The sequence below is a fragment of the Pseudomonas sp. ME-P-057 genome (assembly GCF_030208975.1).
Lineage (GTDB): Bacteria > Pseudomonadota > Gammaproteobacteria > Pseudomonadales > Pseudomonadaceae > Aquipseudomonas > Aquipseudomonas lutea.
Window position 1 is genome coordinate 130,349 of sequence record NZ_JARVSX010000011.1, and the last position, 18,446, is coordinate 148,794.

The 18,446-nt window shown below is 62.0% G+C and carries 15 protein-coding genes; 7 read left to right on the forward strand and 8 right to left on the reverse strand.

The annotated features are described in order from the left end of the window. Positions 1-171 precede the first annotated feature (171 nt). Both QRN48_RS04940 and iolG read left to right on the forward strand, forming a co-directional pair. Positions 172-1,197 (forward strand): substrate-binding domain-containing protein, encoded by a 1,026-nt coding sequence (locus QRN48_RS04940; RefSeq protein WP_191943848.1) that lies wholly within the window; start codon positions 172-174, stop codon positions 1,195-1,197. Positions 1,198-1,256: 59 nt separating this feature from the next. After that, complete coding sequence (gene iolG, locus QRN48_RS04945) at positions 1,257-2,255, forward strand: inositol 2-dehydrogenase (protein ID WP_285349215.1); 999 nt, start codon at positions 1,257-1,259, stop codon at positions 2,253-2,255. A gap of 380 nt (positions 2,256-2,635) precedes the next feature. Here the strand turns inward: iolG and QRN48_RS04950 are convergent, their stop codons facing one another. The 8 genes from QRN48_RS04950 to QRN48_RS04985 form a co-directional block, all read right to left on the reverse strand. Next, entirely contained in the window at positions 2,636-5,737 is a 3,102-nt protein-coding gene (locus QRN48_RS04950; RefSeq protein ID WP_191943846.1) for an error-prone DNA polymerase, read from the reverse strand. Then, positions 5,734-7,161: a Y-family DNA polymerase gene (locus tag QRN48_RS04955; RefSeq protein ID WP_191943845.1), complete on the reverse strand. Its 1,428-nt coding sequence runs from the start codon at positions 7,159-7,161 to the stop codon at positions 5,734-5,736. Before QRN48_RS04955 ends, QRN48_RS04950 begins: the two co-directional genes overlap by 4 nt. A 7-nt stretch (positions 7,162-7,168) precedes the next feature. Continuing rightward, on the reverse strand, positions 7,169-7,786 hold the full coding sequence (gene imuA, locus QRN48_RS04960; protein ID WP_037012839.1) for a translesion DNA synthesis-associated protein ImuA: 618 nt from the start codon (positions 7,784-7,786) through the stop codon (positions 7,169-7,171). Beyond that, complete coding sequence (gene lexA, locus QRN48_RS04965; RefSeq protein WP_285349217.1) at positions 7,786-8,403, reverse strand: transcriptional repressor LexA; 618 nt, start codon at positions 8,401-8,403, stop codon at positions 7,786-7,788. The genes imuA and lexA overlap by 1 nt, the downstream gene beginning before the upstream one ends. A gap of 119 nt (positions 8,404-8,522) precedes the next feature. Continuing rightward, positions 8,523-9,326 carry an isocitrate lyase/PEP mutase family protein gene (locus tag QRN48_RS04970; RefSeq protein WP_285349218.1) on the reverse strand — a complete coding sequence of 268 codons (804 nt, stop codon included), beginning with the start codon at positions 9,324-9,326 and terminating at the stop codon, positions 8,523-8,525. An 84-nt stretch (positions 9,327-9,410) separates the two neighbouring features. Then, complete coding sequence (locus QRN48_RS04975) at positions 9,411-9,950, reverse strand: methylated-DNA--[protein]-cysteine S-methyltransferase (protein WP_285349220.1); 540 nt, start codon at positions 9,948-9,950, stop codon at positions 9,411-9,413. A 116-nt stretch (positions 9,951-10,066) separates the two neighbouring features. After that, on the reverse strand, positions 10,067-10,987 hold the full coding sequence (locus QRN48_RS04980) for a DNA-3-methyladenine glycosylase family protein (RefSeq protein ID WP_285349221.1): 921 nt from the start codon (positions 10,985-10,987) through the stop codon (positions 10,067-10,069). 186 nt (positions 10,988-11,173) lie between these two features. Continuing rightward, a complete protein-coding gene (locus tag QRN48_RS04985) occupies positions 11,174-11,854 on the reverse strand; it encodes a hypothetical protein (RefSeq protein ID WP_285349223.1) in 681 nt (226 codons plus the stop codon). Between the two features lie 479 nt (positions 11,855-12,333). Between QRN48_RS04985 and QRN48_RS04990 the strand changes: the two genes are divergently transcribed. The 5 genes from QRN48_RS04990 (at position 12,334) to QRN48_RS05010 (ending at position 18,408) form a co-directional block, all read left to right on the forward strand. After that, a complete protein-coding gene (locus tag QRN48_RS04990; RefSeq protein ID WP_285349224.1) occupies positions 12,334-13,320 on the forward strand; it encodes an aliphatic sulfonate ABC transporter substrate-binding protein in 987 nt (328 codons plus the stop codon). Between the two features lie 65 nt (positions 13,321-13,385). After that, positions 13,386-14,192 carry an ABC transporter permease gene (locus tag QRN48_RS04995; RefSeq protein ID WP_502944572.1) on the forward strand — a complete coding sequence of 269 codons (807 nt, stop codon included), beginning with the start codon at positions 13,386-13,388 and terminating at the stop codon, positions 14,190-14,192. Positions 14,193-15,496: 1,304 nt separating this feature from the next. Next, on the forward strand, positions 15,497-16,480 hold the full coding sequence (locus QRN48_RS05000) for a LacI family DNA-binding transcriptional regulator (RefSeq protein ID WP_502944574.1): 984 nt from the start codon (positions 15,497-15,499) through the stop codon (positions 16,478-16,480). Positions 16,481-16,586: 106 nt separating this feature from the next. Continuing rightward, complete coding sequence (locus QRN48_RS05005) at positions 16,587-17,402, forward strand: sugar phosphate isomerase/epimerase family protein (RefSeq protein WP_285349227.1); 816 nt, start codon at positions 16,587-16,589, stop codon at positions 17,400-17,402. Then, positions 17,395-18,408 (forward strand): sugar kinase, encoded by a 1,014-nt coding sequence (locus QRN48_RS05010; RefSeq protein ID WP_285349229.1) that lies wholly within the window; start codon positions 17,395-17,397, stop codon positions 18,406-18,408. The genes QRN48_RS05005 and QRN48_RS05010 overlap by 8 nt, the downstream gene beginning before the upstream one ends. Positions 18,409-18,446 lie beyond the last annotated feature (38 nt).

The following is an 18,446-nucleotide window of genomic DNA, read 5'->3' on the forward strand; positions in this document are numbered from 1 at the left end:
CAGGCCGTGCCAGCCATGGCGGGAACCAAAACACCCGTCATACGACGCGGCTATTTGGAATTTAATTTCCATATTTACATCCGATAGAACAGCGACTAGCATTGCGCCAGCCTGATACAGGCCCCGAATCGACCTCAACAAGACCTCACCCAGAGGCTCAAGGGGATTCACATGCTCGACCGCGCCAGACGTTTCTCCATCAAACAGATCGCCACTCAGGCCGGCGTGAGCAAGGCCACGGTCGATCGCGTGCTGCATGAGCGCGGCAGCGTGCATTACCAGACCCACCGGCGTATTCACCAGGCGCTCGAAGAGCTCGAAGCTCAGGAAAAGTCTGGCCCTGCGGTGGGGCGCACCTTCCATATCGACATCATCCTGCACACGCCCAGACGCTTTAGCGATGCAGTCCAGAAGGCCATCCACGCACAGTTGGGCAGCCTCGCCCCATTCCGGGTTTTCCCCAGATTTCATCTTTACGAAGACATTGACTCGCAGCAGATGCACGAGTTGATCCTGCGCTGCGTGGGCAAAGGCAGTCAGGGCCTGATCATCAAAGCCGCAGATGAATTGCCGATCAACGAAGCCGTCAACCAGGCGATGGCCGAAGGTGTGCCAGTGGTGACGTTTGTTTCCGATCTGCCCCAGAGTGAGCGCATTGGTTACATCGGCATGGACAACCGCACGGCCGGGCAAACTGCGGCCTATCTCATGGCCCGCTGGCTCGACGATACGGCGCAGGACGTTGCGGTGGTCATCAGCAGTGAGCTGTTTCGCGGCGAGGAAGAGCGCGAAATGGGTTTTCGCACTTGGCTGCGCAGCCGCGCACCGCATCTGCGGGTCGTGGACATTACCGGCGGGTTCGGGGTGCATGAGCCGACCCTGGAAAAAGTCACCCGCGCACTGCAGGACAATCCGTCGATCAAGGCGATCTACAGCGTCGGTGGCGGTAACCGCGCCATTGTCGAGGCATTCGCGGCCCTTCAGCGTCCTCTCGATGTGCTTATCGGCCACGACCTCGACGCGGAAAACCGCGAACTGCTGGCGCAGGAAAAGATTGCCGCGATCATTGATCACAACCTGCAAGCCGATGCCCGCAATGCGTTCCTGCACATTCTGCAGTTTCACCGTCTGTGGAAAGCAGTGCCCATTCCGGTCTCCCACGTCCAGGTGGTCACGCCGTTCAATCTGAATCACTAGATGTGCCGCCTCACCGTTCCGCCGAAATTCCATAACAACAATTCCAGGAGATGCACCTCATGCTACGCATTGCTGTCCTCGGCGCAGGCCGTATCGCCAACATTCATGCTGCCAACGTGGCGGCCAATCCGGACGTGCGCCTGTCGGTGATCGCCGATCCCTGGCGCGAAGGAGTCGACAAGCTTGCAAGCAAACTAGGCTGCGCCGCTGCTTACGATTGCGCCGAGGCAATCGCCCGCGACGACGTGGATGCGCTGGTGATCGGCACGCCGACCGATACCCACATCGACCTGATGCTGCGCGCCGTCAAACTGGGTAAGCCGGTGCTATGCGAAAAGCCCATCGACCTGGATTTCGCCAAGGCGGCCCGGGCGGTGGAGGATATCGAACGCCTGAACGGCAAGGTGATGCTGGGCTTCAATCGGCGCTTCGACCCGGACACGTTGCAGCTGCGCAAAGCCATTGCCCGCGGCGACATTGGCGAGGTGCGCCAGGTGGTGATCACCAGCCGCGATCCCGGCTTGGCGCCGGTGGAATACCTCACGCACTCCGGCGGGATCTTTCGTGACATGACCATCCATGACTTCGACACCGCGCGCACCCTGCTCGGCGAAGAGCCGGTCGAAGTCTTTGCCATGGCCAGCCGGCTGGTGGAGCCGGCCCTGGCAGAGATCGACGACTATGACAGCGTGATGGTTTTGCTGCGAACCGCCTCGGGCAAGCAGTGCCACATCAATTGCTGCCGCGAGGCCGTCTACGGCTACGACCAGCGACTGGAGGTCTTCGGCGCCAAGGGCATGATCCTGAACGACAACCATCGCCCGAGCACCGTGCGCACCTACAGCGCTACTCAAACCGAAGTGCGCGATCCGCTGGAAAACTTCTTCCTGGAGCGCTATGCCGATTCTTATCGCATCGAGCTGAACCAGTTCATTGAAGCAGTGCGCGCCAACGCGCCGCTGCCAACCACTGCGCGTGACGGTTTACGTGCATTGCACCTGGCCAATTGCGCCATCGAATCCATCAAAACCGGGCGGGCGGTAAAGGTGGAGATCTAAGCTCAGCATTTCGCGGGCAAGCGCGCTCCTACAGGCGAAGCAGCCCCATCTGGCCTGTAGGAGCCGGCTTGCTGGCGAACCGGCAGTCTCGGTCGCCCATTTCGCGGGCAAGCGCGCGCCTTTAGTCGGGGCAATCTCATCTGGCCTGTAGGAGCCGGCTTGCTGGCGAACCGGCAATCTCGGTCGCCCATTTCGCGGGCAAGCGCGCTCCTACAGGCGAAGCAGCCTCATCTGGCCTGTAGGAGCCGGCTTGCTGGCGAACCTTCAATCCGGGTCGCCCATTTCGCGGGCAAGCGCGCTCCTACAGTTTGCGCAACGGTGCAGCGTCAGCCGGCTCCTACAGATGGAATGGTTTGTCAGGTTCTGTTCAGCCCTGCGATTCATTTGAAATCGCGGCTGCGCACGTCCAGCCCGGTGAGCATGGGGGTCAGGTCGAACAGGCGCTGGGCAATGACGTGGCGGACGCCCTTCTGGAATTCGAACTTGCCGAACACCTGCATCAGCTGTGACCCCACCAATACTTTGCGCTGACGTTCGGCGAGGTCGCGCCATACCACCACGTTGATCATCCCGTGCTCGTCTTCGAGGGTCACGAAGGTCACGCCACTGGCCGTGCCGGGCCGCTGACGGCCAACGACAAGCCCGGCCACGCTGAAGCTTCGGCCATGCTCCTCATTCAGCAGGTCTTTGGAACTGCGAAAGCGTTTTGCAGCCAGTTTGTTGCGCAGCAGGGCCAACGGGTGCGGACCGAGGGTGGTCCCCAGGGTCTCGTAGTCCGCCACCAGGTCCTGGGCGACACTGGGCAAGGGCAACGCAACCTGGGCTTCTTCACCGAAACAGTCGTCGCCGAACAGCGGCCGTTGCATCTCCACGCCGGCGACTTCCCAGCGCGCCCGATGACGGTGCCCCACCAGACCGCGCAGCGCGCCCGAGTCGGCCAGAGAAGCACGCGCCCGGTTGTCCAGTTCGGCCCGCATGCACAAGTCGGTCACGTCCTTGAAATCCCGCACGCTGCGCGCCTTTTCGATGCGCCTGGCGTCTTCCTCGCGAAAGCCCCGGATCATGCGCATGCCCATGCGGATCGCCAGGTTCTGGTTGTACTCCCGCCCGGCGACGGGCTCCAGTGAGCAATCCCAGTCGCTGTAACGCACGTCCACCGGATGCACATCGATCTGATGGCGGCGAGCGTCCTGCAATAACTGATCGGGGCTGTAGAACCCCATGGGCCAGCTGTTGATCAACGCGCAGGTGAAGGCTGCCGGCTCGTGGCATTTAAGCCAGCAACTGGCGTAGGTCAGAAGGGCAAAACTGGCCGCGTGGGACTCCGGGAATCCGTAGCTGCCGAAGCCTTTGATTTGCTCGAAAATGCGCACGATGAATTCGTCGGTATAGCCCTTTTCCTTCATGCGTTCGCTGAGGCGTATACGATGAGGCTCCAGGCCGCCATGACGTTTCCAGGCCGCCATGGAACGGCGCAGCTGATCGGCCTCGCCGGGGGAGTAATCCGCGGCCACGATGGCCAGCTGCATGACCTGCTCCTGAAACAGCGGCACGCCCAACGTGCGCTCAAACACCGCCTTCAATTCATCGGACGGATAGGTGACTTCCTCTTCGCCGTTCTTGCGGCGCAGATAGGGATGGACCATGCCGCCCTGAATCGGCCCCGGACGCACAATGGCCACTTCGATCACCAGGTCATAAAAGGTGTTGGGCTTCAGGCGCGGCAGCATCGACATCTGCGCACGTGATTCGATCTGGAACACACCGATGGTATCGGCCCGGGTAATCATGTCGTAGGTCGGTTTGTCCTCGGCCGGAATGGTCGCGAGGGTCAGGTCGTAGCCGCGATAGCCCCTGACCAGATCGAAGGTGCGACGCAGCGCGCTGAGCATGCCCAGTGCCAGGATATCGACCTTGAGCAGGCCGACCAGATCGAGGTCGTCCTTGTCCCACTGAATGATCGTTCGGTCGGCCATGGCGGCGTTTTCCACCGGCACCAGCGTCTCCAGCGGGTGTTCGGAAATCACGAAACCGCCGGGGTGCTGCGACAGGTGCCGGGGGAAACCGATCAACTCGCCGGTCAAGGTCAAAACCCTTCGCAGGATCGGGCTGTCGGGTTCGAAACCGCACTCGCGCAGCCGCTCGGCGGGCGGCAGGTTGTCACTCCAGCGGCTGAAACAATCAGCCAGGGCGTTGATCTGGTCAGGCGGCAGGCCCAGCACTCGGGCCACGTCCCGGACCGCGCCTGCGCCGTGGTAAGTGCTGGCGACAGCCGTCAGCGCCGCCCTGCCCCGACCGTACCGACGGAAGATGTATTGCAGGACTTCCTCGCGTCGCTCGTGCTCAAAATCGACGTCGATGTCTGGCGGCTCGTCGCGCTCTTCGGAGATAAAACGCTCGAACAGCAGATTGCTTTTGGCCGGGTCCAGCTCGGTGATGCCCAGGGCAAAGCACACCGTCGAGTTGGCCGCCGAGCCACGGCCCTGACAGAGGATGTGTTGCTCGCGGGCAAAGCTGACGATGTCGTGCACGGTCAAAAAGTAACTTTCGTAGCGCTTGGCAGCGATGACCTTCAGCTCTTTTTCGATGTTGCTGCGTGCTACTTCCGGCACGCCCTGAGGCCAGCGCCTGATTGCACCCTGCTCCGTCAAGTGCCTTAGCCAGCTGCTGGGCGACTGGTCGGGCGGCACCAACTCGTGAGGGTATTCGTAGCGCAGCTCGCTGAGGTCGAAGGTGCAGCGCCGGGCAATGTTCAGAGTTTCCGCCAACAGGCTGGCTGGATAGAGTCCGTCCAGCACCGGCAGCGGTCGCAGATGTCGCTCGCCATTGGCAAACAAGCGATGCCCGGCTTCTGCCACCGTGGTGTGATGACGGACCGCGCTCATGGTGTCCTGCAACGCCCGGCGACCGCGAGCGTGCATGTGTACATCGCCACTGGCGACGGCCGGAATAGCCAGGGCTCTAGCCAGTTCCAGCAAAGCGTCCAACCGCTGGCGGTCATCCGGACCGCAATGCAGCTCGACGCCGAGCCACAGGGTTTGCTTGAACACCCCACGCAGCCATTCGCCTTGCTCGCGCCGGGTTGCAGCGGTTTCATCCAGGTCGGGCAACCAAAGCGCCAAAAGACCCGCGACTGGCTGCTGAAAGTCCTCGTGCAGCAACCGGTACTCACCTTTTTTGCTGCGCCTGCGGCCTTGGGTGATCAAGCGGCAAAGCGCCTGGTAACCCGCAAGATTCTCCACCAGCAATACGATTTTCGGGCCGCTTTCGACCGTGATCTCGCTGCCGATGATCAGCGGCAGGTCACACTCCTTTGCGGCCTGCCAGGCCCGGACGATGCCGGCCAGGGTACATTCATCGGTGATCGCCAGCGCTTGATAACCGTGCAGGGTGGCGCGCTCGAACAGCTCTTTGGCACTTGACGCACCCCGCTGAAAGCTGAAGTTCGACAGGCAGTGCAGTTCAGCGTATGCCCCGCTCATGCAAACCAGCCGTGCAGCAGCAAGTGGCTCTCGCCCACGCTGCGGAAGGCCCAGCCACGCTGGCCGCTGCGGGTTTCGATAAGGTAATAATCGCGGCGGACATCCCCGCCATCCCACCAGCCCGACTCGATGCGTTCCGGCCCGGCGAGTACGCGCAGGCCAGGTTCGGTCAGGACTTCTGGCTCGGGCAACAACCAGCCCGGCCGCGGCACCTTGAGCCTCAGGGCAGGCGGCTTGCTCGGACAGGCCGCCAGCGAGGCGCATTCGGGGCGGTGATCAGCATGGAACCCTAAACCGGCGACCGCTTCATCGCCAAGCCGCGCACGCAGACGTTCGCGCAGTTGCTCCCATGGCAGAGTCTGCTGGGGACGGTCATCGAACAGCTCCCGATGGGACGGCACAAAGGCTGGCAGGTCCCTGGCCTGAAGGCGCAAGGCACGCACCGGGGACGGCACCTCAACTTGTTCAAGACGACCGCGCGCCAGTTCGAAGAGCATGCTGGCTTCGCGCTCGGCGCTAAGCAGGCCCACGGGAATCTGAGTATCAGGCGCAATGCTGCCTACGCTCGGCACATGCTCCAGATGAATCACGAAGCGTTGCACCCCGCTGTCGCGCCCGGCCAGGAACACCGCCAGGTCAGCAATCATGCGCTTGAGGGGAAACAGCAGCGCCTGATGGGATTCGACGTCGAAGTTGAGCTCAATGCGTGTGTCGAAACGATCAGGCGGTACATAGCATTCCAGTGCCATGGGCCTGCGGCCGAACAGAGTGTCGAGGTGCTGAAGGACGTTGGCCGGGAAGCGCCGGGCCAACGTATCACGGGGCAGTGCCTGGACCTGCCGGACACGGTGCAGGCCCATGCGGGCCAGAGCCGTCGCCACTTCCGAGGGCAGGCCCACGCGATTGACCGGCATGTTCTCCAGCACGTCCTGCAATGCGCCAGGGTCAGTGATCGCCAGGCCGTCGTGAGCATTGGCGAGCATGCGTGCCGCCAACGGATTGGGCGCTGCGACAATGCGGTGGGAAAAGCCCAGCTCGGTCAGTTCCTGACGCAGACGCGCTTCAAACACCGGCCATGGCCCGAACAAGCCAAAGCTCGACTCGACCTCCATCAGCAACACGCGAGGGTACTTGAGGCTGACATGGGAACTGAAACGGTACGCCCAGGCCGCCAGCAGACGATGCCAGCGTTCTGTTTCGTCAGGGTCGTATTCGACGGTGGCGAACTCGCGGGTCATGGCATGGGCTGAGGTCAGCGACTGGCCGGGACGCAGGCCAAGGGCACGTGCCGCCGGGTTGACGGTCTGCAGCACCCGCCGCTGCGCAGTACCGCTGATCAGCGCCAGCGGTTCTTCGGGGTTGTCGCGACGGCGCATGACGCCGTCCAGCGCCAGCTGCGGCAAGAGGACACAAGCCCAGAGCATGGCAACCTCAAGCGTCGGCAGTGAACGGAACGGGTGAGGCAGGCGCCAGCCCGCCGCGACACTTGAGCACCCGTAACTGGCTGGGCCGCGTATCAATGGCGATGCGCAACGCGGCCGGTGACGGATTGGCCGCCGCTTCATGGCCGCGGCAGGCGAAGGCAAGGGTCTCGCCGGTTTCGGCGGCCACCTGCAGCCGTCGCAAGGCGCGGTCATCGACCTTGGTCGGCCAGCACAGCACCGCCCCGCAACTGCCCGAACGCAGGCACTGTTCCACTGCCCACAGTGCATCTCGCTCGCTGGCATGAATGATCGACAACTGTTTGAGGTCGATACCTGCCATCTGCCATGCCTGGGCATAGGGTAAATAAGGGGGTGCGACCAGCACGATGCGCTCGCCACTGTCGGCAAGTCGGGCCAGTGTCGGCCACATCAGCCGCAACTCGCCACTGCCATTGGCCGGGATCAACACTTCGGTCATCGCCGCAGGTGGCCAGCCGCCCATGGGCAGTGCGGCATCCAGAGCAGGATGCCCGGTGGGCTGGGCCGCAATGGAAGGAACCTGAGGACGTCCCTTCCAGACACGCCGCTCGTCCAGCAGCGCGTCGAGGCTGACCACCGCGCCCATCATTCCCGGCGCACCAGGCCACAGAACACGCCCTCGATGGCGAAGTCCTGGTCAGGCCGTACGATGATCGGTTGATACGCCGGGTTGCGCGGCAGTAGCCGAAGCTGATCTGCGCCGAGCTCAAGACGCTTGATCGTTACTTCGCCGTCCAGCCGGGCCACGACAATCTGACCCTCGCGGGCTTCGGCACTTTGCAGGATGCCCACCAGATCGCCGTCGAAAATGCCGTCTTCAATCATCGAGTCACCATTGACCCGCAGAAGGTAATCCGGGACGCGCATGAAGGTACGGCTGTCGAGCGTAAACGTGTCGTGGGTATCGATGTCCGGCCCAATGGGCACGCCGGCTGCGACCCTGCCGAGGACAGGAATGTCGAGCATTTGAGCGCGCGGGCGTGCATCAATCAGGCGTATGCCGCGCGCCTGATTGGCGACTACTTCAATCAGACCGGCGTCGGTAAGCGCAATGATGTGCTTGCGGGCCACACTGCGAGAGGCAAAGCCAAAAGCCTCGCAAATCTCTGCGAGGCTGGGGGGCTGGCCATTGTGGGCAATGCGATCTCGGATGAAGGTGAGAATGGCAGCGCGTTTTGGGGATAGGTTCGTCATGGAGTACATTTGTACTCTTTCCGTTAAAACCTGGCTAGCACCTCTTGTCGATTGCGCCGTTCATTTTGTAACCGGCGAGCGGCAACCCATGACGGCACCACCCCGTACCCAACAATCAATTCACCGCTTTATCGGCCAAACAGGGCCTGTATCTGAGGGTATGCCAGACTGGTTTCGATAACGGCTTCCGAGCGCCCGTCCTGCAAGAAACCGCGCGCCAGTTGTTCGGCCTGTCCCCATAACGTCTGTGCGATGCTGGACCCGGCACTCAATCGGCGCACGCCCAATTGCGCGAGCGCCTCGGCGTCGGGAAGTCCCTGGCGGGCCAATAGATTGATGGGCAGCCCTACACCGGCCACGACGGTTTTGATCTGCTCGATGTCCAGCAACGCCGCCACAAACAGGCCGTCTGCACCGGCCTGTTGATAGAGCCGGCCGCGCTTGAGGGTTTCCTCCACGCGCATCTCATCCGCCACCAGTCCGGCCAGGTAGACGTCGGTGCGTGCATTGACAAAGACGTCCAGTCCATTGCGGGCAGCCATGCTTTTGATGGCCTCGATCTTGCGCGCCAACAACTCCGGCGCATCGGTGCCGTCCTCGATATTGATGCCCACCGCGCCGACGTCGAGTACACGCTTGACGTGCTCCGCTACCGCCAGCGGATTGTCCGAGTAACCGTTTTCCAAGTCCACCGAGAGCGGCACCTTTATCAACCGGGCAACGCTGGCAGCAACGCTGACCGCGGACTCTATCGGGAACAGGCGTCCGTCAGCGTAACCCTGCGCCCAGGCGACGCCGGCGCTGGTGGTGGCGATCGCCGTTGCGCCCAGACTTTCGAACAGCCGGGCGCTGCCTGCGTCCCAGGCGTTGGGCAGGCGCAGAACGGTGGATTGATGGTGCAATGAACGAAATGTCTTAGCGGAACCGGGCATGATCATCTCCATGATAAGGGGTGGCGGTAACAGGTTTTTAGACGGCCCTGATGTGAGCCATTACCGTGATTTAAGTCGGTCGGTCTAAAACAGTGAGCCCTGGGCCAGAGCCGCCTTGACCATGCTCTTGGGTCGGAGCGCCGGCTGGTAGCCTTCCAGTGACAGCAGCAGGAGTTTGGTGTCCAGACCGCCCGCAAAGCCAGTCAGCGCACCGGAACTGCCGATCACGCGGTGGCAAGGCGCAATGATCGAAATCGGGTTTCTGCCATTGGCGGCCCCGACCGCGCGCACCGCAGTGGGGTTGCCAATCTGCACAGCAATATCCAGATAGCTGCGGGTCTCGCCGAATGGGATGCTGAGGAGCGCCTGCCACACCCGGCGCTGAAAATCGGTGCCATGAAACTCAAGCTCAAGCTCGAACGCCTGTCGACGTCCGGCAAAGTACTCACCGAGTTGCCGCTCGGCCTGATCAAGGATACCGCTGCCAGTGTCCTCTTCCATCGGCCCCATGAGCACCCGATTCGGGCGATCGTTTGGCCACAGCACGGCCGCCAGCCGCGGGCCTTTGGCAATCAGTCTGAGCTGCCCGACGGGAGATTCGATAAAGCGGTAGGTGAAGGTCATTAGTTCGCTCCTGCTCCGACCATCTGGAAGGCGGCTTGGCAACGCTCGCCTGGATCAACCGCATGCTACGCCCGCCAGGCCTGCATGCTATCCACTTCTTGCGCTCAAATTCGCGATCAACCGCCTTTTTGTTTTCCCGCCACATCTGCAGCGGAATTCCAGATGTGCATGGCGGCATACGCCCGCCAAGGCCTCCATGCTTCGGCACGCGCCTTGTGCTGAGGCAAGCGCAGCAGGTCTGGCTCCTGCAGCGTCATGAGGTTCATCAGCACCAGATCGGCCGCCGGCCAGGCGTCAGGGTCACGCCATGCGCGCATGGCAATGTATTCCACAGTCCACGGCCCGATGCCGGGCATGGCGAGCAACTGTCGACGCAGATCACCGATGTCGCCATGACGGACATCCAGGGAGAGTTCGCCACTGGCCACCGCCGCAGCGAGACGCTGCAGGGTCTCGACCCGCTTGCCGGGCATGCCGATCTTGTCCAGATTAACCTGCGCCAGTGCCTCGGGCGTCGGAAATCGCCAGCCGACCTGATCATGGAGGCGGTCGCTGGCCTGGACGCCGGCGCGCTGCACCAGCCTCCCGACAATCGTCGTCGCGCCTTTCACGCTCACCTGCTGGCCGACAATCGTACGCACCGCCAGCTCGAAACCGGAAAAAGCCCCCGGCACGCGCAGCCCCGGACGACGCTGCACCAGAGATGCCAGCCACGGATCCCGGGAAAGGCTCTCATCGACCTGCCCGGGTTCAACGTACAGATCGAACATGTGCGAGACCGGCACGACCAGTTCATCTATGTACCGACTGACTTCGCCGTGGGCGGTCGCCAACAGATGCCGCCCATCAGCCGCCATCTCCACCGATAACGCGCCCGGGCAGCCCTTGAACTCAATGTTGCGCAGGTAGGCGCCCTCGACCACCGCTTCAACGCCTGCGGTCATGCGGGCTGCGAAGAAGTCGAGCATGCGTTGCCAGTCGAACGGCGGATGAAAAGGGATGAGGCGCGAGGCATGCGGATGCAGAGGTTCCGGCATGGGGAAAGCCCGTGGCAGTCAGGGTCGGCTGACGCTAACCCAAACCCACCTACGGTACAAATATTGAGGCGCTGTCAGTGCTCAATGCCCGCCGCTACGCGTAAATCGGGACGCGCAATCTGTGGAACCGGCTTTAGCCGGGAAGATGTCGGATGCCGAGCCGCGAATGCCCGTACACGCCATCCATCAGCTTGGGCAGCCCACCGCCCCGCCGTCCAGGTTCTGCTTGTAGTTTTCGTACTGCAGGGTGGCTTTGCCATCGTTCCATTTGAGGGTCAGAACCAGCACCGAGTCAAAGTCCTCGGCGACCCAGTCGTCGACCAGCTTGATCTTCTCCCCCGACGCCTCCTGGGCAACCTTGTTGATCAACTCCGGCAAGTACCCGTGTGACCATGCCGTGTAGATGGTGGCGTCGTGGTACTTGTCGCGCATCAACTCATCGGCCAGATCAGCCGTGTCGTTGGCGCCGTAATCGATATTGACCGGCAGGCCCAGTTTGATTGCGCTTGGCCCCACCGTCATCAGCGGGCGAAGGTAACTGTAGGAATGGTCATGTTCGCCTTCCTCAACGTGGCGGCTGGGGTTGGCGGCAAAGATAAAGTCGGCCTTGCCAAACGTGTTGGGAAGCACCGTGGACAGGTCAATGGCCCGGTTCAGCCCCTGGCAATTCAATTGGCCCAGCCCGCTTTCCGGCTTCTCGGCGTGGCGCAGGAACACTAGGGTCTGAGTGCCATTCTTGGGCTCGGCGTGAACGCCTTTGCCGGCGGCAAACCAGAAAACGGCGGAAGAGATCAGCAGTGCCGGCAGCAGAAAATAGGTCAAGCGCTGCTTTGCGCTTGACCCCACAGGAGACTTGAGAGAATTCATATGGGCATGGATTTCTGATGGCTCATGGTGGGCTCTAACCCGATGCAACGTCCTTGTCAGTGTGCGGCTCGGTGCAGTATGGCGAGCCAATGTTTCTGTATAAGGAACGCGCATCAGACGAGTAAACACTCCAGAGGTTGCACGCAACTCCCTGATTTACCGATTTAATCGCTGAACGGTCGGATCGGTCTGAGCTCGGCGAACGGCTTTTTGCGGGTGCTTGCTCCCCTGCTCATCAGCCTGACGGCGCCCGCTGTCATGAAACAGCGCAAGTGTTGATCAGCAGACAGTGGATCAACAGGCTGTTGATTCAGGGTCTTTGTTCAGCTCGCTGCAACCCCGAAAGCAGCGGGAAACAACGCCACCCGCCCTTGTGGCATAAAGCCTGCAATATTCCATTTGAGCAGGATGAACAGTTCGGACTGCCGATTCCGTCATAAGCAGCCGCGCGCAGCTTATACCCTTTCAGTGGACACCCCATGACCTCAATCCTCCGTCTGCCGCACGCTTTCAAACTGGTCGCCAGTGCACTGGTACTGGTACTGCAATCCCAGGCCTATGCTGCCGAGGCACCTCCGGCTGAGGTGCATCTGGACTACGCCTATTACTCACCCGTGAGCCTGGTGCTCAAGCATTTCGGCTGGCTGGAACAGGCCCTCCCGCAAAGCAAGGTGAGTTGGGTTTTCAGTCAAGGCAGCAACCGCTCGCTGGAGTACTTGAACAGCGGCGGCGTGGACTTTGCGTCTTCCGCCAGCCTGTCTGCTGTTCTGGCGCGGGCCAATGGCAGCCCGATCAAATCGGTTTACGTTTACAGCCGGGCTGAATGGACAGCGTTGGTGGTGGGCAAGAACTCCCCGCTACAGAGCGTTGCCGACCTCAAAGGCAAGAAAATCGCTGCCACCAAAGGCACCGACCCTTATTTGTTCACGCTGCGCGCCCTGCAACAGGCGAAGCTGAGCAAAGACGATGTCGAAGTTCTGCATCTGCAACACCCGGACGGCCGCATCGCACTGGAGAAAGGTGACGTCGACGCCTGGGCAGGACTCGATCCGCACATGGCCGCGAGCGAGATTCAGGCCGGCTCGCGTCTGCTGTATCGCAACAAGGATTTCAACAGCTACGGCGTCGTCAGCGTCACCGAGCGCTATGCGAAAGAGCACCCGGAAGCCATCAAGACCGTGCTCGGCGCGTACGAAAAAGCCCGTGAGTGGTCACTCAAGAATCCAGACCAACTGGCGCAATTGGTCGCCACCGAGTCGGGCCTGCCACTGGACGTCGCCAGGCTGCAGCTAAGCCGTACCGACCTCAGCAACCCGCGACTGACAGAGCAGGACACCACCGCGTCGAAGGCAGCTGCACCGATCCTGGTCTCCGAAGAGCTGGTGCGCAGAGGCACCGACGTCGGCCAGGTCATCGATCAATTGATCGACCCAAGCTACGCCGACGCGGTCGTCGTCAAGCCATGAGGGAGGCGCACGGCAGCGGTTTGACCGACGGCAGGCTTCGCGGCGCAGAGTCGACATCCCTCGCGTTGAAGGAAGAAATCACAGTCGCCCAAACCCTTGTCACCCGGACGCGTGGGAAATGGCGGACACGCTTGAAGGGCCTGGCCGTGCCGGTGGCCATCTTGCTGATGCTGGAAATCGCCGTACGCATCGGCTGGGTGCAGTCGTACCAGATGCCGGCGCCGAGCGAGATTGCTACGACGCTGACTGACTTGGCCGATGGCGCGCTGTGGAAACACATCGGCGCCAGCCTGACCCGGGTGCTGAGCGGGTTCGTGATCGGCGCGGCCGTGGCTCTGGTGTTTGCCGCGTGGGTCGGGCTCAGTCGGGAAGCCGAGGCTTATCTGGAGCCAACATTTGCCGGACTTCGCTCGATCCCGAGCCTGGCTTGGGTGCCGCTGTTGCTGCTCTGGCTAGGGATCGGCGAGACGTCAAAGGTGGTGCTGATCGCCATCGGGGCGTTTTTCCCGGTGTACCTGAACGGTGTGGCGGCCATCCGCAGTGTTGATCGCAAGCTGGTGGAGGTCGGGCAGATGTACCGCTTCAGTCAGCGGCAGATGATCGTTCATGTTTTCTTGCCGGCCGCCCTGCCCGGGCTGTTCACGGGTTTGAGGTCGGGGTTGAGTCTGTCGTGGATGTTTTTGGTGGCCGCGGAGTTGATCGCTGCGACGAAGGGGTTGGGGTATTTGCTCAGTGACGGCCGCGAGACGTCGCGGCCGGACATTGTGCTCGCGGCGATTATCGTGCTGGCGGTGTTGGGTAAATTGACCGATGGGGTACTGGCGATGCTGGAACGGCGGTTATTATCGTGGCGCGATACGTTTAAGGGGTGATGGTTTTTTCTAAGATCAAGACCTAAATCAAGATCAAGATCAAGATCAAGGGCCTCTGCCTAACGGCAGAGCGTTTCGCCTTCGGCGAGTTACTTGGAAAAACACCCCAAGTAACCAAGGGTGCCTGCTCCTGGTTAGGCCCCTCCTTCGTCGGGGTTCCCTCACTCCGACGACGCTCCGTGGGCCCGCGCCGAACGGGCATCCATGCCCTGACGGCGCTCTCGCCGCATCCATGCGGCTCGACCCACTGCGCATCGCCTGCGCTCGGCCTGCACCCAAGTCGCGTTTTGCGGTGTCTGGGGTGTAGGTGTTCGAAGATCAAGATCTAGAGCAACGGCGACGCCGATGGCAAAAGCAATGGCGGTGGCGGTGGCGGTGGCGGTGGCAACGGCAACAGGGATGGCCGGGGCAACGGCAACGGCGAAAGGACAAGGGATGGCCGTGGCGAAGGCGACGGCGACGGCGACGGCGATGGCGATGGCGACGGCGAATATTTGGCTTATGCGCGGTCTGTAGGAGCCGGCTTGCTGGCGAATGCGGTGGGCCAGTTATGAAAGTGGCGACTGAACAAACGCTTTCGCCAGCAAGCCGGCTCCTACAGGGGATTGCATGCGGTCAGTTGGACCGAGTGTGCAGTTGGACCGGGTTCAACCCGTAAGTCTTCGATCCCCTAGTGGTTGGCTGTTGCCCTGGCTTTGAACCGGCCTTGGTTTGCTCTTGATTCGCCCTCGATTCACACTTGATCCGCCCTTGATTTGCTCTTGATCAGCTCTTGATCAGCCCTTGACCTCCATACACAAAAAGCTCAAACACCGCCAATCGCGACTTGGGTGCAGGCTGAACGCAGGTCTCGCGTAGTGGGCCGAGCGGCATGGATGCCGCGAGAGCCGCCCCCCGCCATGGATGGCGGATGGCGGCGGGCCCACGGAGCGAGACCGGAGGGAAGGAACCCTGACGAAGGAAGGGCCAAACCAGGAGCAAACACCCTTGGTTACTTGGGGTGTTTTTCCAAGTAACTCGCCGAAGGCGAAACCCGAGGCCGTTAGACCGGCGCTTTTGATGTTGACCTTGATCCTGATCCTGATCTTGATCTTGATCCGAGCCCAATCACCCCAAACCCGCCGTTAAGCAGATCCCAACCAAACCATATTGACGCCACCCCTCAATCTGTTGTCTCCTGAAACCGGTTTCAGAGCACACCCGCTCTCCCAAAAACCACCCCAAGCTCCCCAAAGCCTGCTGATAAATCCAATAAGGGTCAGGCCGTGAACAGCATTACGTTACCGACGCGCACCCGCGTCACCATGAACGACGTCGCCGACCTGGCCGGCGTCTCCAAGGCCAGCGTCTCGCGCTTCATCGGCGATGACCGTGCCCTGCTGTCCGAAGCCATCGCCAAACGCATTGAACACGCCATCGAAACCCTGGGCTATCGCCCCAACCAGATGGCCCGCGGACTCAAACGCGGCCGTACCCGCCTGATCGGCATGCTCGTCGCCGACATCCGCAACCCCTACTCCATCGCCGTCATGCACGGCGTCGAAACCGCTTGCCGTAAACACGGCTACAGCCTGGTGGTGTGCAACACCGACCGCGACGACGAGCAGGAACGCCTGCACCTGGCCGCACTGCGCTCCTACAACATCGAAGGGCTCATCGTGAACACTCTCGGCCATCACCTTGATGAGCTGCGCGAATTGCACACCGAGCTGCCAATGGTGCTGGTCGATCGCAAGGTCGACGAACTGCACAGCGACCTGGTCGGCCTCGACAATCAAGCCGCCGTGCGTCAGGCGCTGGACCATTTGCAGGAGGCTGGCTATCGCGACGTATTGATGGTCACCGAACCCCAGGACGGCACCAGCTCCCGGATCGAGCGGGTCGATGCGTTCAAGGTCCAGATCAGCCAGCGCGCCGGGATGAAGGGCGCCGTGTGTGATACCGGCGAGCCCTTGCGCGACCATCTGCGCCAGTTCCTCGCACAAGAAGGCCCCGGCCCCAAAGCCCTGTTCACTGGCAACGGCATTGCCACCTTGATCACCACCCGCCAATTGCACGAACTGGGCTGTCACTTGTTCGACGACATCGGCCTGATTGCCCTCGACGAACTTGACTGGTACCCGCTGGTGGGCAGCGGCATCACTTCGCTGGCGCAACCCACCCATGAAATGGGTATCACCGCCTTTGAATGCCTGCTGGAGCGCTTGCGTGGCGACCAGGCCCCGGTGCGCCTGTATGACTTCCCCGCGCAGTTGATCCCGCGCGGTTCGACTCGACGACGACGCTGATCAACGGGCAATCGCCTACCGCAGGTCAGCGAGTGCCGCCAGGTTCGAACTTTTGCATCGCCTGCTCTTCGAACAAAAATGTAACCGGTTTCAGAGGACAACAATAATGAATCAACCCACCGTTGCCATCAGCCTCGGCGCTTTCGGTGCCGACCTCGTCCGCGCCCAGGGACAGGCCAGTTTCATCCCCCTGCTGGTGAGCGCTGGCGTCAAGCGCATCGAACTGCGTGAAGAGCTGTTCAGCCCTGACGTGGCGCATCAAGATTTTCCGGGCCTGGCCCATGCCATTCAGGTCCAGGGGCTGGAGTGCCTTTATTCGGCGCCAATCGAGCTGTGGCTTGAAGACGACACCAAGCCCAATCCAGAGCTGCAACCGACCCTTGACCGCGCCAGCGCCTGCGGTGCGGTGTGGTTGAAGGTGTCGCTGGGGCATTTCACCGAGCGCTGCGACCTCGCCGCGCTGGCTGACCGGCTTGCGCCCTACGCCGTGCATCTGCTGGTGGAGAATGATCAGACCGAGCATGGCGGCCGCATCGAACCCTTCGTGCAGTTTTTTGCCGCGATCACCGCGCTGCAGATGCCCATCGGCATGACCTTCGACATCGGCAACTGGCACTGGCATGACCAATTGGCCAGCGACGCCGCGAGGGCGCTGGGCCGTTACGTCGAATACCTGCACTGCAAGGCGATCACCCGTAATGCAGCGGGCAAACTTATCGCCGTGCCGCCGACGCCGGCTGACCTGCAGGACTGGCGGCAACTCATGCAGCACATGCCGACAGGCGTGCCCCGTGCCATCGAATACCCGCTCCAAGGCGACGACTTGCTGGAGGTCACGCGCGAACAGGTTGCTCTGCTTGCCAATCTCGGCCGCTCGTCAACCCCACACTCCACGGAAACGGAGGCGCTGAGCCATGTCTGAGATCGATATTTTGTCCTTCGGCGAAACCATGACCATGCTGGTCGCCGAGCAAACCGGCGACTTGGCGCAGGTCCGCCATTTCGAGAAACGCATCGCTGGCGCCGACAGCAACGTCGCCATCGGGCTGTCCCGGATGGGCTTCAACGTCGCGTGGCTGAGCCGGGTCGGGGACGACTCCATGGGCCGCTTTGTCACTGACAGCCTGCAGCACGAAGGCGTCGACTGCGCCCATGTCACGGTGGACCGGGCTCGCCCGACCGGGTTTCAGTTCAAATCGCTGGAGCTGGAAGGCGCCGACCCGGTGGTTGAGTATTTCCGACGCGGTTCGGCCGCCAGTCATTTGTCGGTCAACGACATCGTCCCCGAGCTGCTCAAAGCCCGACATTTGCACGCCACTGGCATTCCGGCGGCCCTGTCGGACACCTGCCGAGAGCTGTCCCATGTGCTGATGACGCAAATGCGCGAAGCGGGCCGTAGCGTGTCGTTCGACCCCAACCTTCGCCCTTCGCTGTGGTCGAGCCAGAGCACGATGATCCGGGAGGTCAACCGGCTCGCCAGCCATGCGCACTGGGTCATGCCCGGGATGGCGGAAGGCGAGCTGCTGACCGGATTCGACACACCGGGCGACATCGCGCGGTTTTACCTGGATCTGGGCGCAGAAGCAGTGGTCATCAAACTCGGTGCCGAGGGCGCCTATTGCCGCACGCAATCGATGGAAGCGTTCGTCCCCGGTGTGGCAGTGGACAACGTCGTTGACACCGTCGGCGCAGGCGATGGCTTTGCGGTCGGCGTGATCAGCGCACTGCTGGAAAACCTCGGCCTGGAACAGGCGACGGCCCGCGGCAACTGGATCGGCAGCCAGGTGGTGCAGAGCCGCGGAGACATGGAGGGCCTGCCCTCCCGTGCCGCCCTCGATGCCGCCATGCCTGCCACGGCCCTGCCCGGCAACATGCCCGGCGGCGACATGCTCCGAAACAACAGCGCCTCGCGACGACAGATTGCCTGACCGTCACACGTTGCAAGCCAAACACTGATTAGCATCAC

Bases quoted from the DNA above. Each gene is read 5' to 3' on its own strand.
- lexA (WP_285349217.1), bottom strand. From the start codon at position 8,403: ATGTACTCCATGACGAACCTATCCCCAAAACGCGCTGCCATTCTCACC.
- QRN48_RS05005 (WP_285349227.1), top strand. From the start codon at position 16,587: ATGAATCAACCCACCGTTGCCATCAGCCTCGGCGCTTTCGGTGCCGAC.
- QRN48_RS04955 (WP_191943845.1), bottom strand. From the start codon at position 7,161: ATGCTCTGGGCTTGTGTCCTCTTGCCGCAGCTGGCGCTGGACGGCGTC.
- QRN48_RS05000 (WP_502944574.1), top strand. From the start codon at position 15,497: ATGAACGACGTCGCCGACCTGGCCGGCGTCTCCAAGGCCAGCGTCTCG.
- QRN48_RS04990 (WP_285349224.1), top strand. From the start codon at position 12,334: ATGACCTCAATCCTCCGTCTGCCGCACGCTTTCAAACTGGTCGCCAGT.
- imuA (WP_037012839.1), bottom strand. From the start codon at position 7,786: ATGGGCGCGGTGGTCAGCCTCGACGCGCTGCTGGACGAGCGGCGTGTC.
- QRN48_RS04950 (WP_191943846.1), bottom strand. From the start codon at position 5,737: ATGAGCGGGGCATACGCTGAACTGCACTGCCTGTCGAACTTCAGCTTT.
- QRN48_RS04985 (WP_285349223.1), bottom strand. From the start codon at position 11,854: ATGAATTCTCTCAAGTCTCCTGTGGGGTCAAGCGCAAAGCAGCGCTTG.
- QRN48_RS04980 (WP_285349221.1), bottom strand. From the start codon at position 10,987: ATGCCGGAACCTCTGCATCCGCATGCCTCGCGCCTCATCCCTTTTCAT.
- QRN48_RS05010 (WP_285349229.1), top strand. From the start codon at position 17,395: ATGTCTGAGATCGATATTTTGTCCTTCGGCGAAACCATGACCATGCTG.
- iolG (WP_285349215.1), top strand. From the start codon at position 1,257: ATGCTACGCATTGCTGTCCTCGGCGCAGGCCGTATCGCCAACATTCAT.
- QRN48_RS04940 (WP_191943848.1), top strand. From the start codon at position 172: ATGCTCGACCGCGCCAGACGTTTCTCCATCAAACAGATCGCCACTCAG.
- QRN48_RS04970 (WP_285349218.1), bottom strand. From the start codon at position 9,326: ATGCCCGGTTCCGCTAAGACATTTCGTTCATTGCACCATCAATCCACC.
- QRN48_RS04975 (WP_285349220.1), bottom strand. From the start codon at position 9,950: ATGACCTTCACCTACCGCTTTATCGAATCTCCCGTCGGGCAGCTCAGA.